The following is a 26,939-nucleotide window of genomic DNA, read 5'->3' as shown; positions in this document are numbered from 1 at the left end:
ACTGCCGGCTTTGGTTGATCCCGGTTCATTTTTGCTAATTTACTTTAAAATAAGACATACAAGCTCACACCAATGCTAGGCCTGCGTTTTTATCAATGGGGTATCTTGGCTTTTTAAGAACTCAACGGCCTTTGCTTGATATTCTTTAATAAAAGATTCTGAGGTTAATTTTTCTACCGTTGACAAAGAAGACCGCGCATATCCAACAACTTTACTAAAAGAGCGAGGGTGCTCTTTTCGCATTTGTTGTGCTTCCTTAACACCAAGTTCAAAAAATGCTGTTATATCGATTTTATCACTTGAAGAAAAACCTCTGTTCTGGAAGTTGATCCCTTCAAGAGAGCCCTTTACATCCATAACATCCCCCCAAAATGTTCCTCTGAGGCTTTCTGTGTTACCGCTTGCTCTTTGTGTATCCGACTCAAGTTTTCTCACCGCATCGACTATCCCTTTAAATTCATTGATCGACATATTACTAAAATCAAAGCCTTCAGGATTAAGCAGCGCACTATAGGGTGAGCTTTTTTGTGCTTCGCCAGTAAATGCAGCAATCGCTTCTGGCTCTGCCTCAGCCTCAGCCTCTATTTTAGCATCAGTATCTGTCACTTGCTGCTGAGGGGCTATCTGCGTTTTGGGCTGATTTATAGTAGTAAGACTTACCGCTTGATGGATATTAAAGTTAATAGTCATAAAAGTTCCTTTTTAGTTGTTCTGCATTCAAGTATTTCTGTATCGGCTGACTTACTTATTAGTTTAGGACTTATTTTGGGTACTTCACCTAAATCATTTTGCTAGACAGATATCGCCATATATACATTGTAGCCATGACGAAAAAAGCCTGTATTTCTGGCACGTTTATTAGCTACTCTGTAGGGGTTAGTGGTTTTAAAAATGGCTTTGATGAAAATATTCGACCCACTAGTTAGAACGAAGCGACGTTGTTCATTGATTTAGCTAGATAAAAACCATAGCACGACGGCTAAAGTAACTCTATCTGACTTCAGGTTAGAGAAAAACGATAGAAACAGGCAGCGCAGCACATACTTTTGAGCTAATAGGTATTTACTAATTTATCTAAAAATAAATAGATCTTTTGGTTCATAGCATCATAGTCATGAGCAAGTAATACTTCTGGCTCCTCAACAAAGCGGTATTTTGCAGTTTCACTAAGATCATCATGCTCAATTAGCAAGGCTACAACCTCTTTAGTTAGCTCCATATGACATTGAAAACCAAATACTCGCTCATTATAAGCAACGATTTGCCTTGGGCAGCCCTCGCTATATGCGATGATCTTTGCATCAGGTGTCAGCCCCGGCATATCATTGTGCCAATGACCGACTTCTAACACTTTATCGAAGTGCTCAAACAAGGGGTGCACTAAACCTGCTGGTGTTAAAGTAATTGGAAATTTACCAATCTCACGCTCAGGACTATGTTCATAATGAGCACCTAATGCTTCACCAATCAACTGAGCCCCTAAACAAACGCCAAGTACAATTTTCCCAGCAGCAATCGCTTTTAAGATTAGGGCTTGCTCACCTTTTGCATCAAAATAAGGGCATTGTTCAATTGTTGTATTAGGACTTTGAGGGCCACCCATTACAATTAAAATATCAATATCTTTAATCGCATCTAACAGAGGGCTACCTTCATACACCTTAGAATAACTAATAGTATAACCCTGCATTCTAGCCCAAGTTTCGTATGCACCTGGCGCTTCAAAATACTCATGGATAATAAAGTGAATATGCATTTTTTTGCCTTTTAAATAACAGAGGCTCACGATGATATACCAAATCAGAGCTATGCGTTTTATACTAACAGACACAAAACATCGATAAACCGCCACCATGCAAGCTAACGAGCTAATCCAAAGTTATACTCATAAACAGCTAATAACAAAAACAATTCATATGCCTGCTGGTTACGTTGATGATTTTCACTCACACCCATGGCATCAAATAGTGTTCCCATTTAAAGGTTTACTACAATCAAGCATTGGTGGTAAAAGCATAATCGTGCCTCACAATGCAATGCTATACATACCCGCAAACACGTCTCATAAATCTGTAGCAGTCACGAATACTGAGTTTTTAGCCGTTTATCTTAATCCTGATGTATGGGTAGAGTATGCAAGTGAAGCTAAATCCTGCCTTGTAACTCCATTCATTAAACAGCTCATATTGCTCTTGTTTGAAAATGATATGAGCCAACAATCAGAATCCAATACTACTCATTTATTACTCGTGCTCAGAGATCAAACTGTCATGGCTAATAGTTATGACATCCCATTATTACTGCCAACCGATAAACGCCTGCTAGCAATTTTCAAACAACTCAAGCAACAACCTGATTTGTCATTCACGCTAAAAGAATGGGCTAAAAAAGTAGGGGCATCAGAACGCACTTTATCGAGAGTTTGCGCAAAAGAATTTAATCAATCTTTCTCATTGTGGCGGCAAAATATAAGACTCGTTTTATCTTTACAACTTTTGGATTCAAAGAGGTCGATTCAAGATATTGCATTAGAGTTAGGCTATACCTCTGATTCAGCTTACATTTACGCATTTAAGAAATTATTTAATCAGACCCCGAGTAAATATCGTCGCGATAGCTTAGCTCATAACTTAACGTTGAAAATTTAAAAAATCATTTAGAACTACTGGATGCATAATAGGACTTTTTATCGATAAAATATCGAAAAATTAAGTACCTGCTTGTATTACAGGTTTTTATTAAGCTGAGCTTCTAGCCGAATGCGTGTATCTTGTAAGTAATCTACATAAGGGTATGAGCCGTCTGCAATCGCTAAAGCAGATTCCACCTTTTCAAGAGCTTGGCGAGTATCACCTTGTATTTCATAGCCATAAGATAAAGCTGAAAGCGCATCGACTGATTTGGGGTGGTTTTTTATATTGTACTTAAACACCTCAATAGCACGGGTAAACTGCTTGCTGCCCGTTAAGTTATAACCGAGTGATCTAACAGCGCGATCTGGGGGCGATATCTGCTCACCCCATTGTTGAGATAAGTTTTGATAATAAGCATCAATAGACGCTACATCGTCAGTTAAAGCACTGATTGGCATTTGTTTAGGTAAAAATAAGTTGTGATAGGCATTAAATGCCCCAGCAACGGAAGTCAGGTTATGCGACACACCATCAAACGCATCACTAAAGAAGCGTAGCCCCTGCACTTTATGCGATTGTATAGCTTGCTGCAATTCATCGTACCTTTCGCGCATGATGCCGGCTTCTTCGCCAATATTGATGTAAACGTAACTGTTAAGCTCTTTCGTTTTAGCTATAAACGACTTTGTGCTTTTTACCGATGCGCCATAGTTCCACCAAACTGCAGGGCTATAAGCAATATGCGCTTGGAATAACTCAGATTTGGCCTGCAACGCATATAACGCAAATACACCACCCGCAGATGCGCCAGAAATCACTTTATAATTATGCGTACGATAATTCTTATTAACTAAAGGAATGAGCTCTTGTTCAAAGAACGCTAAAAACTTATCAGCACCGCCCCCTTCACCAACTGGGCCCTGTGGCTCCTTGTTCACGGTAGGATACATATCTCTAAGTCGATTAGTGTTTTCAATAGCGACAATAATAACCTCAGGCGCACGATTATCATTTTGTAAACGCTCAATAACAGCACTGGCAAGCGGTATATTACCCGCTCCATCTAGGCGATATATAACAGGGTATACCTTATTTGGCTCAGCTTGATAGCTCTTTGGTAATTGCACTGTAACTGTGCGCTCTTCATTTAAAACAGCCGATTTAAATGTATGCGTGTGCACAGAGTAATCTGTACTTTGTTGTTTAGTGTTAGATTGTGCAAAGGTATTTTGTGAACTAAAAACAAAAAAGCTAACAAAACACAGAGTGGTGAGTAAACGCATAACTAATCCCTTAGAGAATAATGAGTTACTTAAGCTAACAGAGTTTCAGGCACAAAAAAAGCGCATAAAGCGCTATTTATCGTCTTTAGTTTTATTTTCGAATATTTCGAATGTTGACATTGTTGCGAATATTTCGGATACTTACGTCATTGCACAATTTGTACTCGTCAATAGTAAGAGAGAAAAAATGAATACAGCTACAAAATTACCCAGTGCTGAAGAAATAGCACTCGCTAAGCTTGGTAGCCAAGAGCTATCAGCTGTTATACAAGCCAATGGTGAGGCGCAAAGAATTAATGTGGTTGATCAACTAGGTAAATCTCATGAAGTAACGATCCCTGCAAGCGCATTAAATATGATGATCGAAGTACTTACTCAGCTCGGGCAAGGCAACTCCGTTAGCATCACCCCCATTCATGCAGAGCTAACAACGCAAGAAGGTGCCGATATGCTAAACATGTCACGCCCAACATTTATAAAACTCTTAGACTCACAAGAAATTCCATTTACTCGCACGGGGAATCGTAGGAAAGTCGCTTTTGCCGATCTTATGCAATATAAACAACGCTTAGAAGAACAGCGTTTAGCGTCACTTGCTGAATTATCAGCTTTAGATCAAGAAATGGATATGGGCTACTAATGTCATCATATACGGTAATCTTAGATGCATGTGTTATGTACCCCGCACCACTTCGTAGCTATTTGATGTATTTAGCCAATACAGGTTTATTCCGAGCTCGATGGACAGAGCAGTTACATGATGAATGGACTCGTAACCTCCTTAAGAACAACCCAAGTATTGAGCATAAAGCACTTGAAAGAATCAAAACGCTCATGAATACTAACGTTCCTGATTGTTTAGTTGAAGGCTATAAGCCTTTAATTAACGGACTAAGCTTGCCCGATCAAGATAATAGGCATGTAGTTGCAGCTGCAATTAAAGGCCAAGCAGAATCTATCATTACTTTTAATTTAAAAGACTTTCCAGCAAAAGAGCTTGAGCCGCTTGGTTTAACGGCGATCCACCCTGATGAATTCTTATGTGATATGTTCGAATTAGACAGTAGCGCTTGCGTAAAAGCCGCGCAGCAACAACGCAATTCATTGAAAAAAACCCCATGACAAAAGAAGAATTTCGAGCTGCAAGTAGTTTTGGCATCACTTTGTAGTGGCTGAGTAATTTTGCTCAAAGAGAATTAAAAAGCACTTCGCTTGAGGAAGCCTAGATTAAAGAAGAAAGAAAGGCACGATCTATTAATTTTATTCAATTTAAACCTTTAATATCATAAGGTTGATTTTATTTTAAAGTCCTTCCACTCCCAAATCACTTAATTATATAGTATAGTAATTAATAGAAAACTAAAAAAGTGACAGAAATGAAGAATTCCATAAGACCAATTAAAATTTTAGATTCAAGAAATGTTACAAGTAGTAGCCTTGCTCGTATTTTTTCTGCATCAATTTTTAATGAATTGGCAAATAAAGGTCACTCCCCAACACTAAAGTCTCTTACTTCAGAACTAGATATTGCTGTCAATGAATTCGAATCTCTAAGTGAACTATTTGATTATGCTTATAAACAACTTTCGAAATTTTATCGTAATGAATATCTTTACAAGAACTCTATCGCAAATAAAATTTTATTAGGAAAGCATTCTATAAATACAGCCTCGATGCTTTCCGAATTCAGAATTGCCAATAGTAAAGCTGATGCAATGATACTAAATGGAACAAGTCATATCTATGAAATAAAAACCGAACTTGATTCGCTAGAGCGTTTAGAACAGCAACTTTGCGACTATTTAAAATTTGCAGAATTCGTAAGTGTGATTGCTGATGGAAAGCATATATCTAAGCTCGAAACCTATATTCCAAAAAGCGTAGGTTTAATTGAGTTTACAAGTAAAGATACTTTAAAGGTATTGAGAAAGGCTGAATCCAACATAAACAATCTAAACCTGGATGTCATATTCGACTCGTTAAGGAAAAATGAATATTCCTCTATCATAAAAACATACTATGGGTATATACCTGAAGCCCCTAATACATTGCTTTATAGAGAGTGTAAGAAACTGTTTATAAAAATACCAATAGTTATCGTCCATAAGCTTGTACTGAAAGCACTAAAATTAAGAGCAAAAAGTAAATTAGATAAAAAGCTCGTGCTCAAAGCACCTAAGTCTTTAAAAGCAACTATGATTTGTAATGACTTTACGAAAAAGCAAATAAATAATTTGTCATCTGCTTTAGGAGAGTGCATAATTTAAGCAATTAGGATAAATCAAGGAAAGTCAATGTATTACCCCTACCTCCGAGGCAAGCAAAATGAATTAATTATGCTAAGGGAAAATGCTAAATTAATTGCAGCTTCAGATGTTTATCCAATTATCGAACCAGTTAAAAGCAATCTTAACCCATTAGTAAAGTCATTACGCATATTACTTGATGAGAGTTGTGAGTTTTCTATTATTATTAATCCATCATGCGGTGATCTTGAAAATGATACCACTGAATTAATTGAAAGGTTAAGTTCAGAAGAAATCTTATCTCACCCTAAAGTAAGAATAGCAATCATACTTGATGAATATTTAACATTAGAAGAAGTTTCAACGTATTTGGAAACCTACGCTGATAAAAATATAACTCTTATCCATTATGGTTTTACTCAAAGCAAACCATTAAAAAGCTTACTCAGTCAGAAAGTTTATAATATAGCTCATGTATTCATTGAAGATGCTCCCCAGAAAAGATACAGAAAGATTTTTCAAGATGATATAAGGATTTTGGTTCGGGACGGTTTCAAAAAAAGAGCAAATAGAGAACATCCAGAGAAAGAACATTTTTCAGATCTTCATATTATGTATGAAGATGAAGGAATGAATGGTTTCGGTGACTTCTTAATTAACGGTGACGAGTACTCAGAATCTGGTGGGCCAGCATATGCTGTTGCAATACACCTAACCTATCTTGATAAAGATGATGATAGTGATATGTTTATAAAACATTATGTATCAGATAGAAAAGACTCTCCTGCAGATCCTGGTGGTAAATTTTTAGAAGCTTTGGATAAGTTAGTTAAAGATAATGATCCTAATATTTTTCAATCTAATGCCCATAAAGAGTTTCAGAAGCTGGCTGAGAGGCAGCATTTCCCTGGTTTAGGTTATGTAAAAAAACTATCGATGCAGCATCATATTGAGCTAATCGCTGACTTCTTTAGTTAAAGGGTGCTTTAAAATGGAATTTTGTGAAGAGTGCTTGAAGAACGAATTTATTAAAGAAAGTATTGCTGTACAGTCAGAAAAAATTGGTGACTGCAATATTTGTGGGTCTGATAATGTCAGAATTATAGATATAGGCCATTTACATGAATTACTTACACCGATTCTTGACCTTTATATAGTTAACCCTGATGGTAAAAAGATCATCGAACTATTAAGAGATGATTGGCTCCTCTTTAAAAATATAGATAATGATAGATTATTAGAACTTCTTCGAAATGCAAAGTATGGTGATAATAATCTTGAATGGAATTATGTACCTTTGGTTGAACAACAGGATGTATTAGATTGGAGTTCATTTAAAAAAGAGTTAAAGCATAATAATCGTTTTTTTCCAAAATCTTTCCCTAACCATGATGAACTTGCATCTTTAATGAGCTACCTATCTTTTGTGATAGAGGCAAGAAATCAAACCTTTTATAGAGCTAGAATAATAAAAAGTGGCGATGAAATTTATGCCCCGGAAAATATGGGGGCTCCACCACCTGAACTTGCTAGTCATGGTAGGGCTAACCCATTTGGTATATCCTACCTATATGTAGCATCTACAGAAAACACTGCGGTATCAGAAGTAAGGCCTCATAATGGTGAAAGATTAGCTATAGCCAGGTTTAATAACTTAAACAGTTTAAAACTGGTTGATTTGCGAAACCCACGTCAAACCCTTGTACCGTTTAGGTATTCTGAAGATAGCCTCAAGAATATCTATAAAGGATTAGCTTTACTTGAAACTCTAGGAGTTGAGTTAACTAAACCTGTCTCACAAGACAAGGCTCCTCTTGAGTATTTATCTAGCCAATATCTCTGTGAATTTATAAAATCTCAACAATATGACGGTGTGATTTATAAAAGCTCGTTGGGGGACAGCGATAATTATGCCATATTTAACGAGTCACATCTTGAGTGTCATGAAGTAATAAAAGTTAAAGTAAGTGAAACAAAAATTACGCATGTAGCTTGCTAATATTTTTCTATAAAAAGACATTAGCTAGATCGCCATTTTAAGCACAAAAAGCCTTAGAAAAGATCAACAAAATTATAACCTTTTGATTTTACTCAACAGTAATTAATTTAGACCAGGAACAAGGTTGCTCAACGTCAGTGCCTTTAATAAACGCAATGTAGTACAACGCCAATGGCGAGGTGTTTACATTTTATAAAAAATTATACATAAGCTAGATTAGGTACATAGTTTTTCTGTTTATTTATACATTTCCTTTTACTTATTTTTTATTACTTACTGAAAATAAACAATCTTAAATTAATGAATACGCGTAAGCAATATAATCATAAAGCGTATAATGTGAAGTATGGGAGATAAACGTTCGCGGCTAAAGCTCGATCCTACGCATACCAGGGAGTGATCACTAAAATCAATGCGACAAAACCATAAATTGAGCTCAATAAAAAAGCGCATTAAGCGCTTTTTTGATATGAAAAAACATTATAACCTTTTGATTTTATTCAACAGTAACCGATTTCGCTAGGTTACGTGGTTGGTCAACGTCAGTGCCTTTAATTACTGCTACGTAGTACGAAAGTAACTGTAGTGGGATTGTATATACAACTGGAGCAATGATGTCATCAACATGATTTACGTTGATCACACGCATGGTTTCGTCTGACTCAAAGTGTGAGTCTTTATCTGCGAACACATAGATAATGCCGCCGCGAGCACGGACTTCTTCTACGTTTGATTTAAGCTTTTCAAGCAATTCGTTGTTTGGTGCTACAACAATAATTGGCATGTCTGCATCGATCAATGCTAATGGGCCATGTTTAAGCTCACCGGCTGCGTAGGCTTCTGCGTGAATGTATGAAATTTCTTTAAGCTTAAGTGCGCCTTCCATTGCGATTGGGTATTGCGACCCGCGACCTAAAAACAGTGAGTGGTGTTTATCAGCAAACTCTTCTGCAAGGTCTGCAATGCCATCAGCCAATAGTAGCGTTTCTTCTAATTTAGCTGGAAGCAATTTTATAGCGTTAACAATAGTGCCTTGATCTAGGCCTTTTTCTTGCGCGATAGACGCAGTAAGCATTAACAAACCAACTAATTGCGTGGTAAATGCTTTAGTCGAGGCTACGCCAATTTCAGCACCGGCTTTGGTCATAAACGCAAGATCTGATTCGCGCACAAGTGATGAGCCAGGTACGTTACAAATGGTCATTGATGCCATGTAACCTTGCTGTTTTGCTAAACGAAGCGCAGCTAAAGTATCAGCCGTTTCACCCGATTGAGAAATAGTAACCAGTAAGCTGTTTTCATGTACAAACGACTGGCGGTAACGGAACTCAGAGGCAATTTCTACGTTACAGCTAACACCTGCAAATTGCTCAAGCCAGTAGCGGGCAACCATACCTGAGTGGTAAGACGTACCACAGGCAATAATTTGTACGTGTTTTACGTCTTTAAATATTTGCTGAGCGCTTTCACCAAAGGCATCAATCGCTACGCGGTCGTCGTTTAAACGTCCTTCAAGGGTGTTACGTACAGCAAGCGGCTGCTCGTAAATCTCTTTAAGCATGTAGTGACGGTATTCACCTTTACCTGATGCATCTTGTGTGATGTTTGATTCAATGACTTCACGTTCAACGGCATTGCCGTCTACATCAAAAATTTCCACACTGTTACGGGTGATACGCGCTACATCACCTTCTTCAAGGTAGATAAAGGTACGAGTTACTGGTAATAATGCAAGTTGATCAGAAGCAATAAAGTTTTCACCAAGGCCTAAACCAATAACTAACGGGCTGCCTGAGCGCGCTACAATAATTTCGTTATCATTCGCTTTATCAAATACAACTGTACCAAATGCACCTTCAAACTGTTTAACAGCTGCTTGAACTGAGGCTAATAAAGTGGTGTGCTGCTGGCGAAGTTGATGAATTAAATGCACCATTACTTCGGTGTCGGTATCTGATAAAAACTCGTAACCATCGCCTTTCAGCGCTTCACGTAAGCTGGCGTGGTTTTCAATAATACCATTGTGCACTAAGGCAATTTCGCTGTTTGAAATATGCGGGTGCGCGTTTGCTTTCGTCACGCCGCCGTGAGTTGCCCAGCGAGTGTGTGCAATACCGGTAGTACCTTTTACGCCAGCTTCATCAAGCGCGTTTTCAAGGTTTACTACTTTACCCACTGCTTTTACAGTATTAAGTGTATTACCATCTAAAAGTGCTACACCAGCTGAGTCGTAACCACGGTATTCAAGGCGCTTAAGGCCTTCAACTAAAATTTTATTTACTGGGCGTTCTGCAACTGCCCCAACTATTCCACACATAATTTCTCCTTTTGTACATGCCAAAGCGTCAACTTTGGGTTTGTATGTGTTGTTTAATATTTAAATGAACATCACAGGTGTTGTCGGCCTGTAATAAACACGAATTTTATAGCTCAGCGCAGATCAACTGCACACCACACGCTTGTATTGCTTGGCGAGTATCGAGTGCTAAGTTGCTGTCGGTGATAAGCGTAGTCACTTGCTGCCAAGGTAATTCTAAATTAGGGATTTTTCGGCCGATTTTTTCTGACTCCACCAGCACTATAACTTCACGAGCAGCGCCTGCCATAACTTGACTTAGGCCTACTAGTTCATTAAAGGTAGTAGTACCACGCTCAACATCAATGCCATCTGCACCAATAAATAGCTGATCAAAATCATAAGAACGTAAAACACTCTCTGCAACCTGCCCCTGAAACGACTCAGAATGCGGGTCCCACGTACCACCGGTCATCAAAAGTGTTGGCTCGTTTTCCAGCGCCAATAAGCGATTAGCCACTTTAATTGCATTAGTCATCACCACTAAACCGCGCTTATTACCCAGTTCAGGGATCATTGCTGCTGTAGTACGACCACTGTCGATAATAATGCGGTTATGATCTTTGATTAGTGCTGCTGCGGCTTTTGCAATCGCCACTTTACGTTTTGAATCAATATCATCGCTTACAATTTCTTGCGGCAATGCTATCGCGCCACCATAGCGGCGCAGTAATAGTCCGCTTTTTTCAAGCGCTGTTAAGTCTTTACGAATGGTTACTTCAGAGGTTTGAAACTGCTCAGCTAAAATATCTACGGCTACTTCACCTAACTCATTAACTTGAGTAAGAATAAGGTGACGACGTTGCTGGGTGTTTCGTTTAGTCATTAAGCAAACCATTTAAGTTTCGTTTCGAAATTTATGGGATTTTAAACGAAACTATAAAAATGGCAAGGTGTAGATCAAAAAAAGCGCAATATGCGCTTTTAATTGGTCAGGGAAATTTTATTGAGGATTTAGCAATTCTCCACTCAAAATACATTTAACAATGGCATGCTGTCGGTTTGTACTGTTTGTCTTTCTAATACAATTTGTTAAATGGAAATCAACGGTTCTTTGGCTAATGCTGAGTATTTGGCTGATCTCCCAAGAGGTCTTTCCAATAGAAGCCCAACGAATACATTCTTTTTCACGTCGCGTAATTTTTACAGCCTCAAGATTTGTTGAGCGTCGATAAGCTTCAAATATTTCAACTAAAAAAATTCGCCAATAATCCCCTAGCATTTTCACTTTACGAGGTTCAGCGCCTAAATTTGACAATTCCAACACTAGACAAGCAAATTTATTTTTATGTAAACCCGTAGGAATTATTAATACCGACTCAAAGCTGCCAATTAACTCACTAAGCTGAATTGCTCTTGTTTCATTTAAGCAATAATGAAGCAACCCCTTACGGGAATGAACATCATTCAAAAAAGAGTCATCAAGTTCACCGAAATAATGAGTATTAAACTTAAATAAATCAGAGAAATCAAAAATAATAAACCCTGCTTGAACATAGCTATAACAATTTTTTATATCTTCAAAAAAACCATTAAAGCTATGTATTGAGTTTATAAGCTCAATTCTAGAATGTAGTTCATTCATATTTATCATATGCAAAACTCGATTTAGACTCATCTTTACAGAGTATAGGAAATACGACACAAGAAGAACTTGGCGAGTCATTACCAATAATTTGAGTGTTAATACCTATGTACGAGTCAGCGGAATATATTACTGTTAAGAAAGTAAAAATAGCTGTATAGATAAATGATGCCTTATATATATTATTCATCGTGGTGTAGCCCCTAATTCATGTTGTAGTTATATTGTTCACATTAAATTTGAGCTACACGATAGATTTTATCAATAATAATGAGATAACTTTTCTATAACTTTACAAAAACAAAATATAACCTATTGAATGTTAATGGAAATAATTTCACTAGTTCTACCACCTAAACTTTCAACGATAATTAAACCATTCACCTTGTCCACATAAAACCTTGGTCTAATCACACTAAAGTCAAACGTTTTTGACTTTAGGCTAGAAGTATCCACATCATTTAAGTCTATTTCATAGAAGGTTGTATTTATCAAATTATGATTACTCCATAATACTTTACCGTTTATTACAGCCCAATTCGTGTTTGTCTCAGTGGACATGCTTACCGGCATTGGAGTCATCGTTTCTTCATTCGCATCAAACCGTGATAACCTCCCCGTATTATCACCTAATACATATCCCCCTTCAAATTGTCGAATAAAGCGGTAACCTTTAAAGATAAGGTTTTTAGTTTTTTCTTCAATAACATACTCAAATACTTGCCATTCACCATTACTTTTTCGCGTATATAGAATGGATTTTTCATTTAATGAAAGAGTAACATCGCCAATCAACTCATCAGCCTTAGAGAGGTATGTCAGGCTATTATCAAACGTATTAAGAATTGTTATGCGGTCTTGAAGCTTTAATAATACATATTGTCCAGACAGAGAGGCGCCGAGCAACTCTAGTGGGTTTTCAGTGCTCATTAGTGTTGCTTTTTTCGTAACCTTACTTTTTTCATAAAAAATTAAGGAGCTAACACCTCCCTCATTTATTACCGTCCAGATTTTGTTACCTAAAGGTTGATACGCAATAATGCTACTATCTTGCTCAGGTTGTTTTTTTTGAATCATTTCAACATTTTTAAAATCACTTAATGGCAGCTTTTTCTCTATCAGAGTATTGATAATATCATTATCTCTGATAGCTAATAGTGTATTTGGGGTTACTCGTTCTAATGCGATAAGGCCTTTGTTTTTATCGATAATAATATTTGAATCACCTGTTTTAACATTTATTTTAGCTAGCTTTTTATCATCTAATAAAATGATATGCTCATCATCAAGCCAATGAACATCATAGATAGTTGTATTTTGATCATGGTGAAAAAGAGTTCTGCCAGTCTTTAAATCGTGTACTCGAATAGAATTACGCTTACTACCCAAATAAATTCGCAGTACAACCAACTTACCAGAGTCTGGAGAAATATCCGCACGACTATCATGAAATCCTTTTTGAGGAACAGAAGTAATCTCTTCAAGCAAGCCTTTTTCAGAGTTGAATTTATAGATAAGTAATGCACTTTGCTGATCTTTTTGCCCAGAAAAATAAATTACGTCATTTTCATTTTTGTCGATAAACACATCTGTGATGAAATAAAAATCAGCTACTAACGTACCTACTCCATGCGCTTTATTTGTTAGATCTATCTGCTTTAATAAAGCAATATCACCTAAATTATCGGAAAAGTACAAGCGCTCCCCATCATTAGAGAAAACCAAACCTGTAGGCAGGGTTGTATTATCTACAAGCACCTCTATAGTCTCTGTTTTCTGGTCTTTTAAATAAATATGATAATTCTTTTCATGACTTAATTTACTAGTGAATGCAATGTATCGACCTTCACTGGAGGCTGCAAAGGCTTTTTTGTCTGAGACGACAGTATTTACCACCCTAGCAGTAACTGAAACTTCATCGACATTGTATTTAAATAAAAGATAAGCTAACGAAAGAAAAAGAATCGCTATTGCAATAAGGTAAAAATAGACCTTAGCTTTTTTAACATTCTTGTGCTCTGTTTTTTCTATACTTGTTTGTTTTTCTTCTATAGGGGAAGGAATTGTTGATACAGGACAAATTAATTTATATCCACGTTTAGAGAGCGATTGAAGATACTTAGGATCTTTATAATCATCATTCAAAATTATGCGAAGTTTACTTATAATTCGCCTTACTGCGGCATCAGAAACACAGCGGTCTTTCCATAAGTTATCATGCAATTCATCCATTGAAATATAACGCTCATGATGCTCAATAAAATACATCAATACGGCAAATACTTTTGGTTCAAGTACAACTAACTGCTCATTAATTTGAATAGACATCTCTTCAGTGTCCAAACAGTACTCACCAAATTTAATCAACATAGCATTTGCCACTTACAAACCTTAACAGTCCCTTAACGTTCATTATAATAACGTACTGCAATAGTAATTACCATAAAGTTTAATGCATTGATTTAAATGAAAGTTACATTTTGGTTACGTAGATATCATCGCTTAATTATTGCAAAAAAAAAACGACCTTATACGCTCAATTTTAACCCCAACATTATAAGGTACAAGCAATGCAGAACAGCATAAAAAATGAAGAACATGCCATAGCAGCCCACAGAACAAATGATGGATTAATAGAAATCACCAATCTTGAGTTACTTGATGCGTTTGTTGGAGGATTTATAAGCCCTGAAGAAGTTTATTGTCACGTGAGTGATAATGATGAGAAATCTACAACCACGACAAGCCAAGAAGGCATCAGTTAATGAATACTGAAACTTGCAAGCCGTATAAACCAAAACTGAAGCGTTTGGGTGAAAAAAGAGCTCTAATCTCTTTATCGAACCTCGAAGACTGGTGTGAAGAAATGTGCCTTGCGTTTGATAGGGATGTTCTTAATCAAAACTCAAGCTCCAACAAAACCCTACATTGGTTGTTTAATGCCTATCCTCTTATTTTAGCCTACCAAGGAAAAACACAAGAAAGTGAATTGTTTTTACACAGAGTAATAACTTATTGGTCAGATAAATTTTTACAAGATAAAAACAATCAAAATCTTATCAACTTAATAGATCCCACAATCAACTTATTACGTCTTTATAAACTGACAAATAAACACTCAGCATTCCTAAAGCTGATGGGTGAAGCCGCTATTCTAGATAATACAGGCAAAGCAAAACTAGGGCCTATAAGTGTAAACAAAGAAATACTAGGTGAGCAATGGAATACATTGTATGTAGCTACACTCGATGAAACTTTAAAACATTACCTCTTAAAATCAAAATATAATGAAGTTCTTAAACTTAAAGAAACGATACCGCAATATTACAGGGAAAAAAATTTATATATAGAAGCTGAAATTGTAGCCCTAATCAGCTTAGAAAGATTTGAAAACGCAATGCAACTTTGCTGGCGTCAAATAAATAAAAGTACGTGTATAAAAAGTGGCGTATATAGCTATCGTTTATATGAAGCTTTCAAATCTATGGGGCTAGCAGTTAAAGCTGAAACAGTAATGAAACACTTAATTTCAAATATGGAAAAGACCCCCTTAGATTCTTTGTCTAAACTAAATTTCTCTTCATGTATTATCGAGGAAAAAAAGCTATCTATTGAATCTCTATTAGTAAAAAAAACACTGAATCAATATGAAAATATAAAAGATGAATTTAATTACGGGATGACTCTTTGTAATTTGCAATCTAATCACCCAACTAATAAAAATAAAGAAAAAATACTTAAACTATATGAGAAAACGGATTATAAAATATTAAAAAATAGAATTGAAATTTTATTTAACATCAAAAACAAAAAAAAACCGACTTCGAACGTTTGGCTACCTAAAATATCAAACCATTTAAATGAGATTATTGTATAAACCTCGTAGTTATTACAGTTATCTATTTCTTTTTTTAAGCTCATACTAACTTCACCCCATTAAGGGGAAACAACAATTTAAAGGAGCATAAAATGAGCAATAAATTTGAAAATATAGAAAGTGAAGAAATCAAGCTAAATGAGTTAGGTGAAGTAGAGCTAAGTGAAGAACTTACAGATGCTGTTGCAGGCGGTTTCTCTCCAGAAGAAGAAGACGAAGAAGGTGATACAGGCTGTGGTAACACTATAAATGGCAGCTGTGCTGCTCAAAAAGAGCTGTAACTATCACGCAGACTACTTCTTCATAAAGGTAGTCTGCGCAAGCAAAACAATAGGGGGAAAAATGACAACTTCAATAGATCAGATTAAAGGTTTTTCTAAACAACAATTAGTAAACAGCCTCAGTAATGAAAAGTTTCAACTCATTATTTTTCCAACAGAGCAATGCAACTTTCGCTGTGTATATTGTTATGAGGATTTTAAAATAGGAAAAATGCCTCGTTGGTTAGTTGATGCAACTAAAGTTTTAATCAAAAACAAAATGCCTAAGTTAGAGTTTTTATCTTTAAGTTGGTTCGGCGGTGAGCCTTTATTAGCAAAAGAGATACTTTTTGAAATTGCTGAATATAGTCAGTCATTAGCTAAGGAAAACGGCTGTAAAGTCTATGGTGATTTAACAACTAACGGCTTTCTCCTTGATATAAAAACATTAACAAGACTTGTTGAGCTAAAGCAAAATAGCTTTCAAATATCCATAGACGGTGACAAGGAATCACACGACACAACTCGCTTAACTCGTAACGGGAAAGGTAGCTTTGACAAAATATGGGGACGCTTATTAGCTGCATCTGCAACAGATCTTGATTTTCATATAACCCTAAGGATTCATATTACCGACTTAAACCATGAAAGTGTTTTAAGCTTTTGTGAGCGTTATGATAAAGAACTTAAGGAAGATAGTCGATTCAGATTATTTTTTAAAGAAATTTCTAACTTAGGTGGTGACAATCAAGAAAAAATAAATGGCCTAATATCAAGAAAATCTGCAAAAGTATTAGCAAAAGAGCTCACAGAACGTTATTCAGGTAATAGCAAAAAAATAAATGAACTAGGTCATTACATCTGCTACGCAGGAAAGCCTAATTCATTAGGAATTAGAGCCAATGGTAATATCAATAAGTGTACCGTTGCTTTAGATGATGACAGAAACAATATTGGTAAAATTAATCCTGATGGCACACTAACATTGAACAATGAAAAATTTAGTACCTGGATAAAAGGCTTTACGACTCTTGATAGCTGGCAAATGGGTTGCCCGCTAAGCTATATGAATAACAATAGTGTTGTTGGTGATATTCCCATCAAGAAAGTAAGTTAATAATATGTCTATTGTTAATATGTTCCGCAAAGAAGCGCTTAGAAATCAATATAAATCGAGTGATATTGGCAAATCACTCATAAAGCAGCCTAAAATTATAAATAATTCTATTGCAGCTTTAATAGCAATTTTCGTATTTAGCTTTTTAGTTATTAATGTTCTAACTTTATCAACAAAAAGAAGTCTTGACGCCAAGGTCTCATCTGAACACTATACCCCGCTTATTTATAATGAAGTAGTGGTTATAAATAAGCACTTTGCGATAGATGGTGAGAGCGTTAAAAAAAATCAACAGCTACTTACTATCTCTAAGTTTGATAGTAATAGTAAGTTAGAAAAAGAGGTTATTCGCTCTCCTTCCGATGGTTTGTTTTATCATTCTTTAATCGAAAAAAATATAATACAACCATTTGAACCTCTTGGTTACGTTTTAAGTACCACTTCAGAAAATGAGTTATCTTTTTGGATTTCTAGCAATAAAAATATGAGTATTAATGTAAAGGATAAAATTACCTTAATCGTCAATAATGATGAATTAAAAGGTATAGTCACTATGGTTATTGGTAGTAATAAAAATAATAAAGAACAAAAAATACATTTAAAATTAGAAACTAACAATTATTCAAAACTGTCACCTAACGCAGATATAAAAATACTACTCACTCAGCAATCAGAAAAAGCCCTTAACTTAATTAAATAGTGAAATTTAAATGCGTCTCACAGACTACATTGACTTTAAACCATCAAAACTACCTCTTTTCTTACAAAGTGAAGTAGCTGAATGTGGTATCACATGTATAGCTATGATTGCTTTTTATCATGGTTATAAAGTAAACATGCTTGCTATGCGACAACGTTACCCCGTTGGTACTCAAGGAATAACAGTTAAGCACATTTTAAAAATTGCAGATGATATTGGCCTATCTGGGCGAGTATTAAAATTAGAGCTTGGACAGCTATCTAAGCTAAGGGGACCTGCAATATTGCATTGGAACTTTAATCACTTTGTTACGCTTGCTTCAGTAAATAGAACTGGCATTGTTATCCATGATCCCGCAAAAGGAAAAGTTAAACTAGATTGGCAACAAGTCTCTGAAGCATTTACCGGTATTGCAATCGAGTTAACTCCAACACCTGCATTTACTGTAGCCGATGAACGAGTGAAGATGCCGCTCAGAGCATTCATTGGCAATATTGAAGGACTCGCATCCTCATTATTTAAGATATTCGTTGTCGCCTTGATTCTGCAATGCTTCCTCTTAATATCCCCCTACTATATTAGAATTGTGATAGATCATGGAATTCCACTCTCCGATAGTGGAATGTTAATATGGTTGCTAATCGCATTTATTGCCGTCACCTTACTAACAACTTTTAGCAATATTATTCGCTCTGCTGCAATTTTATACTTAGACAAAAATTTGGGCTTTCAAGTAAAAGCGAACATCCAGCGACACCTATTACATTTACCCCTTTCGTTTTTTGAATCTCGCCATGTTGGCGATATTAAATCTAGGTTTGAAGCATTTAATGAAGTCCAAAGAATGATAAGTCGTGGTTTTATTTCTGCCATTGTCGAAGGCTTGCTAGGCATAACAACTTTAATCATTATGTATACTTACTCACCAGCTCTTGCTTTAGTATCTTTATCATTCCTCTTATTCACATTATTGCTTAGGTTATATTTAACCAACAAAGAAAATAAGCATTTAGAGCAAGTTTTATCTAAACAAGCAAAAGAAAACAGTCATTTTTTAGAAACTATCAGAGCAATTATGCCCATAAAATGCTATGTAAAAGAAAGTACCCGACTTTCTTCATGGCTCAATTTATTTGCAGATACTACAAATGAAAATATTAAACGTGAAAAGGTCACGATTACTGCAGAAATTAGCCAAGATTTAGTAAGTAAAATAGAGTATCTAATTGTTATATTTATTGGCGCGACATTAATAATCAATAAAGAATTTACTATAGGGATGTTTATTGCTTTCCTAGCTTATAGACAACAATTTTCGAGCAGCACACAAACTCTGGTAGATCATATATTTAAGTTCAAGTTAGCCTCAACTTATTTACGGAGAATGTCTGATATAGTGATGCAAAACCAAGAGCAAGAAAATACCTCACTGACAATAACCAAAGAACAAGCAAAAGGCCACATTGAAGTACGCGACCTGCATTTTCGATATTCAACATCCTCTCCTTGGTTATTTAAAGGAATAAACTTTAAAATTGATGCCGGAGAATCGGTGGCTATCATAGGTCGCTCTGGGTTGGGTAAATCATCGCTCCTAAAATTAATGACTGGATTAATCAAAGCAGAGCGAGGTGATTACTTGTTAGATGGACACTCGATAAAAATGCTTGGCATGAGAAACTTTCGCTCAATGTGTGCAACGGTAATGCAGAATGATCAATTACTAAATGGTTCCTTAATTGAAAATATCTGCTTCTTTGAGCCAAAACCTGATCTAGATAAAATCACAGAAGCCATTAAAGGTGCTGCTATATGGCATGAGATTCAAAGCATGCCTATGGGTTTACACACTCAAGTTGGTGATTTAGGTAGCTCATTGTCAGGTGGTCAAAAACAAAGATTGCTTTTGGCAAGAGCGCTTTACAGTCAACCAATCATTTTATTTTTAGACGAAGCAACAAGCCACCTTGATGCTGCTACTGAATTGCAAGTAAATAAATATTTAAAATCAAAAAAAATAACTAGGGTCAGTGTTGCTCATAGGCAAGAGACAATACAAGCAGCAGATAGAATAATTGATCTCGAAGAATTAATTAAGAACCAAACGTTAGCCCAAGCTGTGTGATTAAATACCATGGTAAGAATAACAAAAGGAATAACTATGAAATTTACATCCAAACTAATCTATCAAGGGTTGATAGGTTTATCTGTCGTTATGCTTATCTCTGGCTGGCAATTAGGCTTTGCAGATAATGCCGAAGTTATATCAAAAGACTCTGTCACCATTGCGAAGGTTGAGCGCGGTGATTTTTCAATTAAGGTTGATGGCTATGGCTCATTGCAATCAATCAATAAACGGCTTCTCACAGCTACAAGTAATGCGGTGGTTGACGAAATAAAACTAAAAGCGGGTGCTGTGGTTAACCATGACACTGTGATCCTCACTTTAAATAACCCCGAGCTAGAAAGTAAGCTCCGCTTGGCGTTAGCAAAGCTTAAAAATGCCAAAACCCAAAAACGGCAAACCGTATTACTGCAACAGCGTGAGTTGTTAAATAACGAGTCAACCGTGTCAGAGCTAAAAGCACAATCTGAAATAGCCATGCTGCAAGTTGAAGCAGAACGTACACTGGCTAAATCAGGTATTGTATCGGGGATCAGCGCGAAGAAAAATGAGCTCGAAGCCAAACAGCTATCAAAGCGTATTAACCTTGAAGAATCTAAGCTTGATAAATTAGCACAGATGCAAAAAGAGTCGCTTTCAATTCAAGATGACTTAATAGCCCAAGCGCAAGACGAGTTTGATGTCGCCAAATTAATGGTAGAGCAACTTTCAGTTAAAGCGGGAATGAATGGTGTTATTCAACGCTTGCCTTTAAGTTTAGGGCAAAGTGTCAGTGCAGGCTCTGAACTGGCACTAATAGGGAGCCTCTCCCCTCTAGTTGGTGAAATAAAAGTACCGCAAATTCAAGCTCATTTAATTCAAATAGGTATGACAGCCCAAATTAGCACGTTGAATGACCAGGTGCGCGGCCAAGTAGTGCGTGTAGACCCTGTGATCAGCGAAGGTGCTGTACAAATTGATATTGAGCTCGAGGTTTCTGAATCAGACACCATGAAACCCATGCAACAAGTAGATGCGACTATTTTTGCCGATGTACAAAAAGAGGTGAATTATATAAAACAACCAACAGGTGCAAGCGAAGGCAGTTATGGCTCATTATTTAAACTCACAATGGATAACAAAGCCGTTAAAGTTGAAGTGCAATACGGCAAAGCATCTGGCCAACTCATCCAAGTGTTGTCAGGGCTTGAGCCTGGTGAACAAGTCATTATTTCTACATTAGATATCCCCGCTGAAACAACAACAATAAAAATTGCTGGTTAAGGAAGAATAATATGAACACTGAAATTTTAAGAGTTAATAACCTAAGCAAGTCTTTTTCTAATGGCGAACAAGTCAGTCAAATTTTAAAAGGGATTAGCTTTACCGTGTACGACGGCGAGTTTATTTCTATTTCTGGGCCTTCTGGTTGCGGCAAGTCAACACTCCTTAACATTATGGGGCTGCTCGACACCCCTCAAAGTGGTGAATATTACATTGACGGTTTACTCGTCTCTGATATGGACTCAAACCAACGTGCGAAAGTACGCGGTAATCGCATTGGCTTTGTGTTTCAATCGTTTAACTTAATTGATGAAATGACCGTACTTGAAAATGTCGCTTTACCATTAAAATATCGGGGAGACTCGCTATCTTCACGTCACGCAAGAGCGTTAGATTGCCTAGAAAAAGTAGGTTTGGCTGATAAAGCTGATTTACATCCGAATCAAATTTCTGGTGGTCAACAACAACGCGTATCGATTGCACGCGCACTAGCTGGCGATTCTGGCATCATGCTGGTCGATGAGCCCACAGGTAACTTAGACTCAAAAAACGGCGATGCAATCATGGCGTTAATAAAAGATCTTAATCAGCAAGGCACCACCATTGTATTGGTTACCCATGATCCCCGTTATGCCGATATGGCTACGCGCAATATCCAGTTAAGAGACGGTACTGTAGTTGCCCAAAACGATGAACTCGTGCCAAGCACACCTGCAAATGTAGAACAGGTTGCTCAGTCATGTTAAAAACTGCCTACAATACTTTTAAACGTGCCAAACAATACTATTTCACCACCGTTTTTACACTGGCACTTACACTGTCCATGGTGCTTAGTTCATTTAGCTTGGTTGATCTAGTGTTTTTCGCCCCACTACCTTATCAGCAGAGCGATAACTTATATTTGCTTGAAGGCACAATTAATTCTAAAGGTTATTCAGGGCCCGCTAGTAACTCAAAAATAATGAGCTACATACAGAGTGAAAATACCGTTTTTACTGATGTTGCTGCTTACCATCGATGGACTGACTACAAGCTACTAGATAAACCAACAAGACCTGCTGTGGACGTAATACTTGCCACACATAATTTATTTGATCTACTCGGCGTACAACCCAAACTTGGTCGGTTATTTAACAAAACAGAAGCACTCGGTACTCAGCAAATGTCGGTCGTATTAGGCTACCGCGCTTGGCAAACCCACTATAGTGGTGACCCGAATATTGTTGGTAAAAAAATACAGCTCAATCAACGTCGCTTTACCGTTGTTGGTGTCGCCCCCGATGATCTTATATTACCCACTTATAGCAATATAAATGATGCAATATGGCTTCCTATTGATGCAGACGAAGCTTTTAACCCTAAAACATCTAACGGTTTCATGGGCGCGTATAAGAGTGTTGTTAGATTTAAGCCCACAGCCTCAGAGCAAGAGATCACGGAACAATTAGCTGACTTATCACTTAAAGGTGCACAGTTACATGCCGCTGATATTTTAAAAGATTTTACTGTCAATGCGCGTGTTATTGCATTTAATGATGCACTTAGGGGGGACAGCGGTAAAATTGTATTAATGCTATTATTGGGTGTGTGCTTATTAATGCTCATTGCACTTATCAACCTTTCTAGTATGCAGCTCGCTAAAGCCATTACGCGCATCAAACCCCTTGCAATCAGCTTTGCATTTGGGGCAAGCAAAAAACAACTAATTATTGAAACGTTAAAACACAATATTTTACTTATTAGTATTGCAGTGTTACTTGCTTTAACACTTACTCAAATCGGCTTTATCGTTATTCAAAACCTAGCAGCTGACGCCATTCAACGTTTAGACACGCTTTCTCTTAGCTTTAATACTTTGTTATTTTCAGCTTTTCTAATTATTAGTATTGCCTCACTCTATTCATTTATAGAACTTAGTGTAGTGAAAGAGCAAAACTTAATGAGCAGCCTACAAAGCAGCGGTAAAGGCACGGGCAAGCAAATGAGTTCAGCCACCAGCCATTTACTTGTTGGTCTGCAAATTTTGTTTTCGTTTTTAGTATTAACCACTGCTAGCCACGTAGTTTTAGTAACACTTTCGGAAGCACTCAGAGATAACGGACTGGATACAGAAGGTAAATATTCATTAACAATAAACTATAGTAATGTCGATAAATCCGGCGAACGTATTAATTTACACAAAGCAATTAACCATAGGTTGCTGGCGCTTAATAATGTGAGCAGCTTAGCTGTGTCATCCGAAATGAGGCTGCCAAAAACGGTTAATGTCAATCAAATATATAACGAAGCTGGACAGTATATTGCCCAAGCACGTAATAGCTTAGTAACTGCCAATTACTTTACTGAACTTAACTTAACGATAACGGGTAATGGCTTTGCCAAAGGGGATGAACAATTAGAAAACCCACCGATCATTATCAATCAACGCCTTGCAGATTTACTTAATAAAAACAGTAATGAAGTACTAAACAGTAAAGTGAGTTTTGATAATAAAAGATATTACTCAATCATAGGTATTGTCAGCAACACCTATGTACCGGGCAGCCCTGAAAGTGAAGACTTTGAAGTTTTTACACCTAAAGATTACCCTGGTTGGCAACAATTTACATATTTGATTACTGTTGCAGATGAAAATAATGCAATTGCCCATATTCAACAAGCAGTATTAGAAGTAGATCAACGATTAGACATTAATAACATAGCCTCTTTAACAAGTATGTTTGATGAAAAAAGGCAACGTCACTTAAATGCAGCATGGCTGGCTATTGTGTTGGCATCAACATCGCTGCTGATGGTGTGTATTGGCATAAACGGTATTGTTAGCTATTTAGTTAAAGTGCGCAGATATAGCTTAGGCGTAAAACTTTCTATGGGGGCTGACAATTATAGGTTACTAAAAGAAAGCTTATTAGAACTCATGCAACCCATAATAATGAGCTTAGTGTTAGCCTTTTCGTTGGCATTTTTAATTATAGGCTATTGTATGTCATTACCTGGGGTTGACCTGCCTATAGACTGGTGGTTAACAACGGTCATTTGGCTGGGTTTATTAGCGATATCAGTACTTGCCAGCTTTTTTCCGATCAACCAAACGTTACGACAAGATCCAATAAAGGCATTACGAAATGAGTAAACTTTATCTTATTATAGCGTTATGCTTCATTGCCTCATCATCCGTTGAAGCTATTGAAATAGATAATAGTAAGTGGGCTAATCTCATAGAGTCTACAGGGCAAGAAACTATTTCATTATCACCAAATGGGGAGCTGGTTTTATTTTTACACCAAATTGAATACCCATCTATTGAATATTTATCTCAACAGCGCGTCGCATTAGCTGGTCTGGATTTTTATACTGATTTATCGAGCAGAGTTGATACTGAACAATATAGCCGCGCAACTTTATTTAATCTTGCAACAAACGCTAGAGAAGAAATTAAGATTCTAGAAGGAGTGATTGTCGATTTTAATTGGTCTCCTGATGCTAAAAAAGTCGCATTTTTAATTCAGCAGGGTGCCAATACAAACCTATGGTTGTACGATATAAATAACAATGTATCTAACAAACTAACAGATCTCAATTTATCCACAAGTCTTGGCGGAAGACATCTGCGATGGCTACCTGATGGCCAAAGTATTGTCGTCAAGCAGCGAAATTTGCCAATAAAGACATCTGAATATATACGTAAAAAACCCAATTTGTTGTCATCTGAGCTGCAAAAAGATCAAGGGCGGACCCATCAAAGCTTATTAATAAATGACGAGATGAAGAATCAGTTTACATCTATCAATCAAACCAAATTAGTGAAGATAGACCTCAATGGTAAAGTTTCTACATTAACTAAAAGTGGCTTATTTAATGATTTTTCCGTCTCTCCTGATGGTAAGTATTTACTGTATTCGATGCCACCGAGTGAGCTGTCATCTTATTTACCTTATAAAAAATGGGGGAGCGCTTATAATATCGTTAATATAGAAGAGCCAACTACCACATACAGCTTACCCAATTTAAACGATAAAATTAATCTACCTAAATCTAAAGATAGCGTACCTATTGGCGCTAGGTTAGTTAAATGGCTACCATCAGAAGACTCAACTGTGACTTGGGTCGAAGCGAGTGATAGAGGTGACATGTCTTTAGCTCAAACTTACCATGATCACATCTACAAACTGGTAAGTCCATTTGACGAGAATAAAAAACTGGTGCATCAAGTAAAATGGAGAATTCACGATGTATTATGGGGCGTTTCAGGAATAGGTGTACTTCAAGAATGGCGCTATGATAGCAAACAGGCAAGAACTACCTTAATCAACGCCGAAACTTCTGTGAATTATTTAATCCATGAAAGAGATTATCGTGATAAGTTCAACGACTTTGGTGATCCACAGACTCTCCGTACGCCTGAAGGATATGAAGTTTTAGTTGAACAAGATAATTATTTATTTTTCTTTTCCTCAGGACAAAGTAAAGAAGGTATAAAGCCAATAGCTCAATCCTTTAATACATCGAATCACGTTGTTGAAACTATATTTTTAAGCAATGCTGACAATATAGAAATGCCCCTAAGAATCGCTAATGACACCTTAATAATAGAAAAGCAAAATAATACAAGCGCACCTCAATACTACGCATTAACGAGTAAAGGTTTCAAAAAACAGATTTCACTTTTATCAAGCGAAAATAAAAATAGTTTTGTTAACCAGCCACTTACTATCAATTACAACAGAAGCGATGGATTAAATCTGGTTGGAACGCTGCATTTACCTAACAATTATAAAAGGAATAAATCAGATAAAATCCCTGCTATTTTATGGATTTACCCCGATGAATTTAAAAACAAAAAACTGAGCCAGCAAAATACAGTACGCACGAATTTATTTAGAGAGTTTGATCCGCTAAGTCCCTTGGTATTTCTTCATGACGGTTTTGCCGTTTTCGAATCTCCCTCAATGCCAATCACTTCATTTAATGGGGGAGAGCCTAACGATGACTTCATTAATCAGATTCGTTTAAATGCCGAAGCTGCAGTCAATGCTTTAGAAGATACTGGCTCTATTGATATTCAAAGATTAGTTGTTATGGGGCATTCTTATGGAGCCTTTACTGTGGCTAACTTACTCGCGCATACAGATCTATTCAAAGCTGGTATTGCTCGAAGTGGTGCTTACAACAGGACTCTTACCCCTTTTGGATTTCAGGGTGAAAAACGTAATCTATGGCAAGCAAAGGAAACATATATTAATATATCCCCTCTAATTTATGCGGACAAAATAAATGAGCCTTTATTGTTAGTTCATGGTGAAAGCGATCAAAACTCGGGCACTTACCCAATGCAATCAATGAGAATGTATCAGGCACTAATTGCTAATAAAAAGACGACTCAGCTAATTATGCTTCCGTATGAAGGACATACATATCAAGCTAAAGAAAACCTATCTTACTTGCTCGTTCACCAGTCTGAATGGGTAAAGAAATGGCTAAACACTTCTGAATAA

23 protein-coding genes are annotated in these 26,939 nt (G+C 36.7%); 16 read left to right on the top strand and 7 right to left on the bottom strand.

The window, feature by feature from the left end; all coding sequences use genetic code 11:
* Positions 1-75: 75 nt before the first annotated feature.
* Both H5154_RS15280 and H5154_RS15275 read right to left on the bottom strand, forming a co-directional pair.
* Positions 76-690 carry a hypothetical protein gene (locus tag H5154_RS15280; protein ID WP_182718826.1) on the bottom strand — a complete coding sequence of 205 codons (615 nt, stop codon included), beginning with the start codon at positions 688-690 and terminating at the stop codon, positions 76-78.
* A 361-nt stretch (positions 691-1,051) separates the two neighbouring features.
* Positions 1,052-1,756: a type 1 glutamine amidotransferase gene (locus H5154_RS15275; protein WP_064435637.1), complete on the bottom strand. Its 705-nt coding sequence runs from the start codon at positions 1,754-1,756 to the stop codon at positions 1,052-1,054.
* 211 nt (positions 1,757-1,967) lie between these two features.
* On the opposite strand from H5154_RS15275, the gene H5154_RS15270 reads away from it, so the two are divergent.
* Positions 1,968-2,648 (top strand): AraC family transcriptional regulator, encoded by a 681-nt coding sequence (locus H5154_RS15270; RefSeq protein ID WP_310736621.1) that lies wholly within the window; start codon positions 1,968-1,970, stop codon positions 2,646-2,648.
* Positions 2,649-2,725: 77 nt separating this feature from the next.
* Here the strand turns inward: H5154_RS15270 and H5154_RS15265 are convergent, their stop codons facing one another.
* Entirely contained in the window at positions 2,726-3,916 is a 1,191-nt protein-coding gene (locus tag H5154_RS15265) for an alpha/beta hydrolase-fold protein (RefSeq protein ID WP_182718824.1), read from the bottom strand.
* Between H5154_RS15265 and H5154_RS24050 the strand changes: the two genes are divergently transcribed.
* The 5 genes from H5154_RS24050 to H5154_RS15240 all read left to right on the top strand — a co-directional run bounded on the left by H5154_RS24050 (position 3,903) and on the right by H5154_RS15240 (position 8,161).
* Positions 3,903-4,556: an excisionase family DNA-binding protein gene (locus tag H5154_RS24050; protein WP_310736620.1), complete on the top strand. Its 654-nt coding sequence runs from the start codon at positions 3,903-3,905 to the stop codon at positions 4,554-4,556. The genes H5154_RS15265 and H5154_RS24050 overlap by 14 nt on opposite strands.
* Complete coding sequence (locus H5154_RS15255) at positions 4,556-5,038, top strand: PIN domain-containing protein (RefSeq protein WP_182718823.1); 483 nt, start codon at positions 4,556-4,558, stop codon at positions 5,036-5,038. Before H5154_RS24050 ends, H5154_RS15255 begins: the two co-directional genes overlap by 1 nt.
* A 254-nt stretch (positions 5,039-5,292) precedes the next feature.
* Positions 5,293-6,183, top strand: coding sequence for a sce7726 family protein (locus H5154_RS15250; RefSeq protein ID WP_220493410.1), 891 nt, complete (start codon positions 5,293-5,295; stop codon positions 6,181-6,183).
* A gap of 27 nt (positions 6,184-6,210) precedes the next feature.
* Positions 6,211-7,140: a sce7725 family protein gene (locus H5154_RS15245; protein WP_182718821.1), complete on the top strand. Its 930-nt coding sequence runs from the start codon at positions 6,211-6,213 to the stop codon at positions 7,138-7,140.
* A 13-nt stretch (positions 7,141-7,153) separates the two neighbouring features.
* Positions 7,154-8,161 carry an RES domain-containing protein gene (locus H5154_RS15240; RefSeq protein ID WP_182718820.1) on the top strand — a complete coding sequence of 336 codons (1,008 nt, stop codon included), beginning with the start codon at positions 7,154-7,156 and terminating at the stop codon, positions 8,159-8,161.
* Positions 8,162-8,657: 496 nt separating this feature from the next.
* On the opposite strand, the gene glmS is transcribed toward H5154_RS15240, so the two are convergent.
* The 4 genes from glmS to H5154_RS15220 form a co-directional block, all read right to left on the bottom strand.
* Entirely contained in the window at positions 8,658-10,478 is a 1,821-nt protein-coding gene (glmS, locus tag H5154_RS15235; protein ID WP_182718819.1) for a glutamine--fructose-6-phosphate transaminase (isomerizing), read from the bottom strand.
* 106 nt (positions 10,479-10,584) lie between these two features.
* Entirely contained in the window at positions 10,585-11,343 is a 759-nt protein-coding gene (locus tag H5154_RS15230) for a DeoR/GlpR family DNA-binding transcription regulator (protein WP_145240141.1), read from the bottom strand.
* Positions 11,344-11,460: 117 nt separating this feature from the next.
* The gene (locus H5154_RS15225; protein WP_259398520.1) at positions 11,461-12,102 is read right to left on the bottom strand and encodes a helix-turn-helix transcriptional regulator; all 642 of its coding nucleotides are present in this window, start codon (positions 12,100-12,102) and stop codon (positions 11,461-11,463) included.
* 312 nt (positions 12,103-12,414) lie between these two features.
* Positions 12,415-14,484 (bottom strand): winged helix-turn-helix domain-containing protein, encoded by a 2,070-nt coding sequence (locus H5154_RS15220; protein ID WP_182718817.1) that lies wholly within the window; start codon positions 14,482-14,484, stop codon positions 12,415-12,417.
* A gap of 188 nt (positions 14,485-14,672) precedes the next feature.
* On the opposite strand from H5154_RS15220, the gene H5154_RS15215 reads away from it, so the two are divergent.
* The 10 genes from H5154_RS15215 (at position 14,673) to H5154_RS15170 (ending at position 26,939) form a co-directional block, all read left to right on the top strand.
* A complete protein-coding gene (locus tag H5154_RS15215; protein ID WP_182718816.1) occupies positions 14,673-14,867 on the top strand; it encodes a hypothetical protein in 195 nt (64 codons plus the stop codon).
* Complete coding sequence (locus H5154_RS15210) at positions 14,867-15,979, top strand: hypothetical protein (protein WP_182718815.1); 1,113 nt, start codon at positions 14,867-14,869, stop codon at positions 15,977-15,979. Before H5154_RS15215 ends, H5154_RS15210 begins: the two co-directional genes overlap by 1 nt.
* Before the next feature lie 92 nt (positions 15,980-16,071).
* Positions 16,072-16,260, top strand: coding sequence for a hypothetical protein (locus tag H5154_RS15205; RefSeq protein WP_182718814.1), 189 nt, complete (start codon positions 16,072-16,074; stop codon positions 16,258-16,260).
* 61 nt (positions 16,261-16,321) lie between these two features.
* Complete coding sequence (locus H5154_RS15200) at positions 16,322-17,356, top strand: radical SAM protein (protein ID WP_182718813.1); 1,035 nt, start codon at positions 16,322-16,324, stop codon at positions 17,354-17,356.
* 4 nt (positions 17,357-17,360) lie between these two features.
* Positions 17,361-18,056 carry a hypothetical protein gene (locus tag H5154_RS15195; protein WP_182718812.1) on the top strand — a complete coding sequence of 232 codons (696 nt, stop codon included), beginning with the start codon at positions 17,361-17,363 and terminating at the stop codon, positions 18,054-18,056.
* A 10-nt stretch (positions 18,057-18,066) separates the two neighbouring features.
* Complete coding sequence (locus H5154_RS15190; protein ID WP_149982300.1) at positions 18,067-20,181, top strand: peptidase domain-containing ABC transporter; 2,115 nt, start codon at positions 18,067-18,069, stop codon at positions 20,179-20,181.
* 36 nt (positions 20,182-20,217) lie between these two features.
* Positions 20,218-21,444, top strand: a complete 1,227-nt coding sequence (locus H5154_RS15185) for an efflux RND transporter periplasmic adaptor subunit (RefSeq protein WP_182718811.1) — start codon at positions 20,218-20,220, stop codon at positions 21,442-21,444.
* A gap of 11 nt (positions 21,445-21,455) precedes the next feature.
* On the top strand, positions 21,456-22,190 hold the full coding sequence (locus tag H5154_RS15180) for an ABC transporter ATP-binding protein (RefSeq protein ID WP_149982302.1): 735 nt from the start codon (positions 21,456-21,458) through the stop codon (positions 22,188-22,190).
* Entirely contained in the window at positions 22,184-24,577 is a 2,394-nt protein-coding gene (locus H5154_RS15175) for an ABC transporter permease (protein WP_149982303.1), read from the top strand. Before H5154_RS15180 ends, H5154_RS15175 begins: the two co-directional genes overlap by 7 nt.
* Entirely contained in the window at positions 24,570-26,939 is a 2,370-nt protein-coding gene (locus tag H5154_RS15170; protein ID WP_182718810.1) for a prolyl oligopeptidase family serine peptidase, read from the top strand. The genes H5154_RS15175 and H5154_RS15170 overlap by 8 nt, the downstream gene beginning before the upstream one ends.

The organism is Pseudoalteromonas sp. SR44-5 (genome assembly GCF_014163675.1).
GTDB classification, from domain to species: Bacteria; Pseudomonadota; Gammaproteobacteria; order Enterobacterales; family Alteromonadaceae; genus Pseudoalteromonas; species Pseudoalteromonas rhizosphaerae.
The sequence above is the reverse complement of the archived record's forward strand: the minus strand, read 5'-3'. Positions and strand labels throughout refer to the sequence as shown.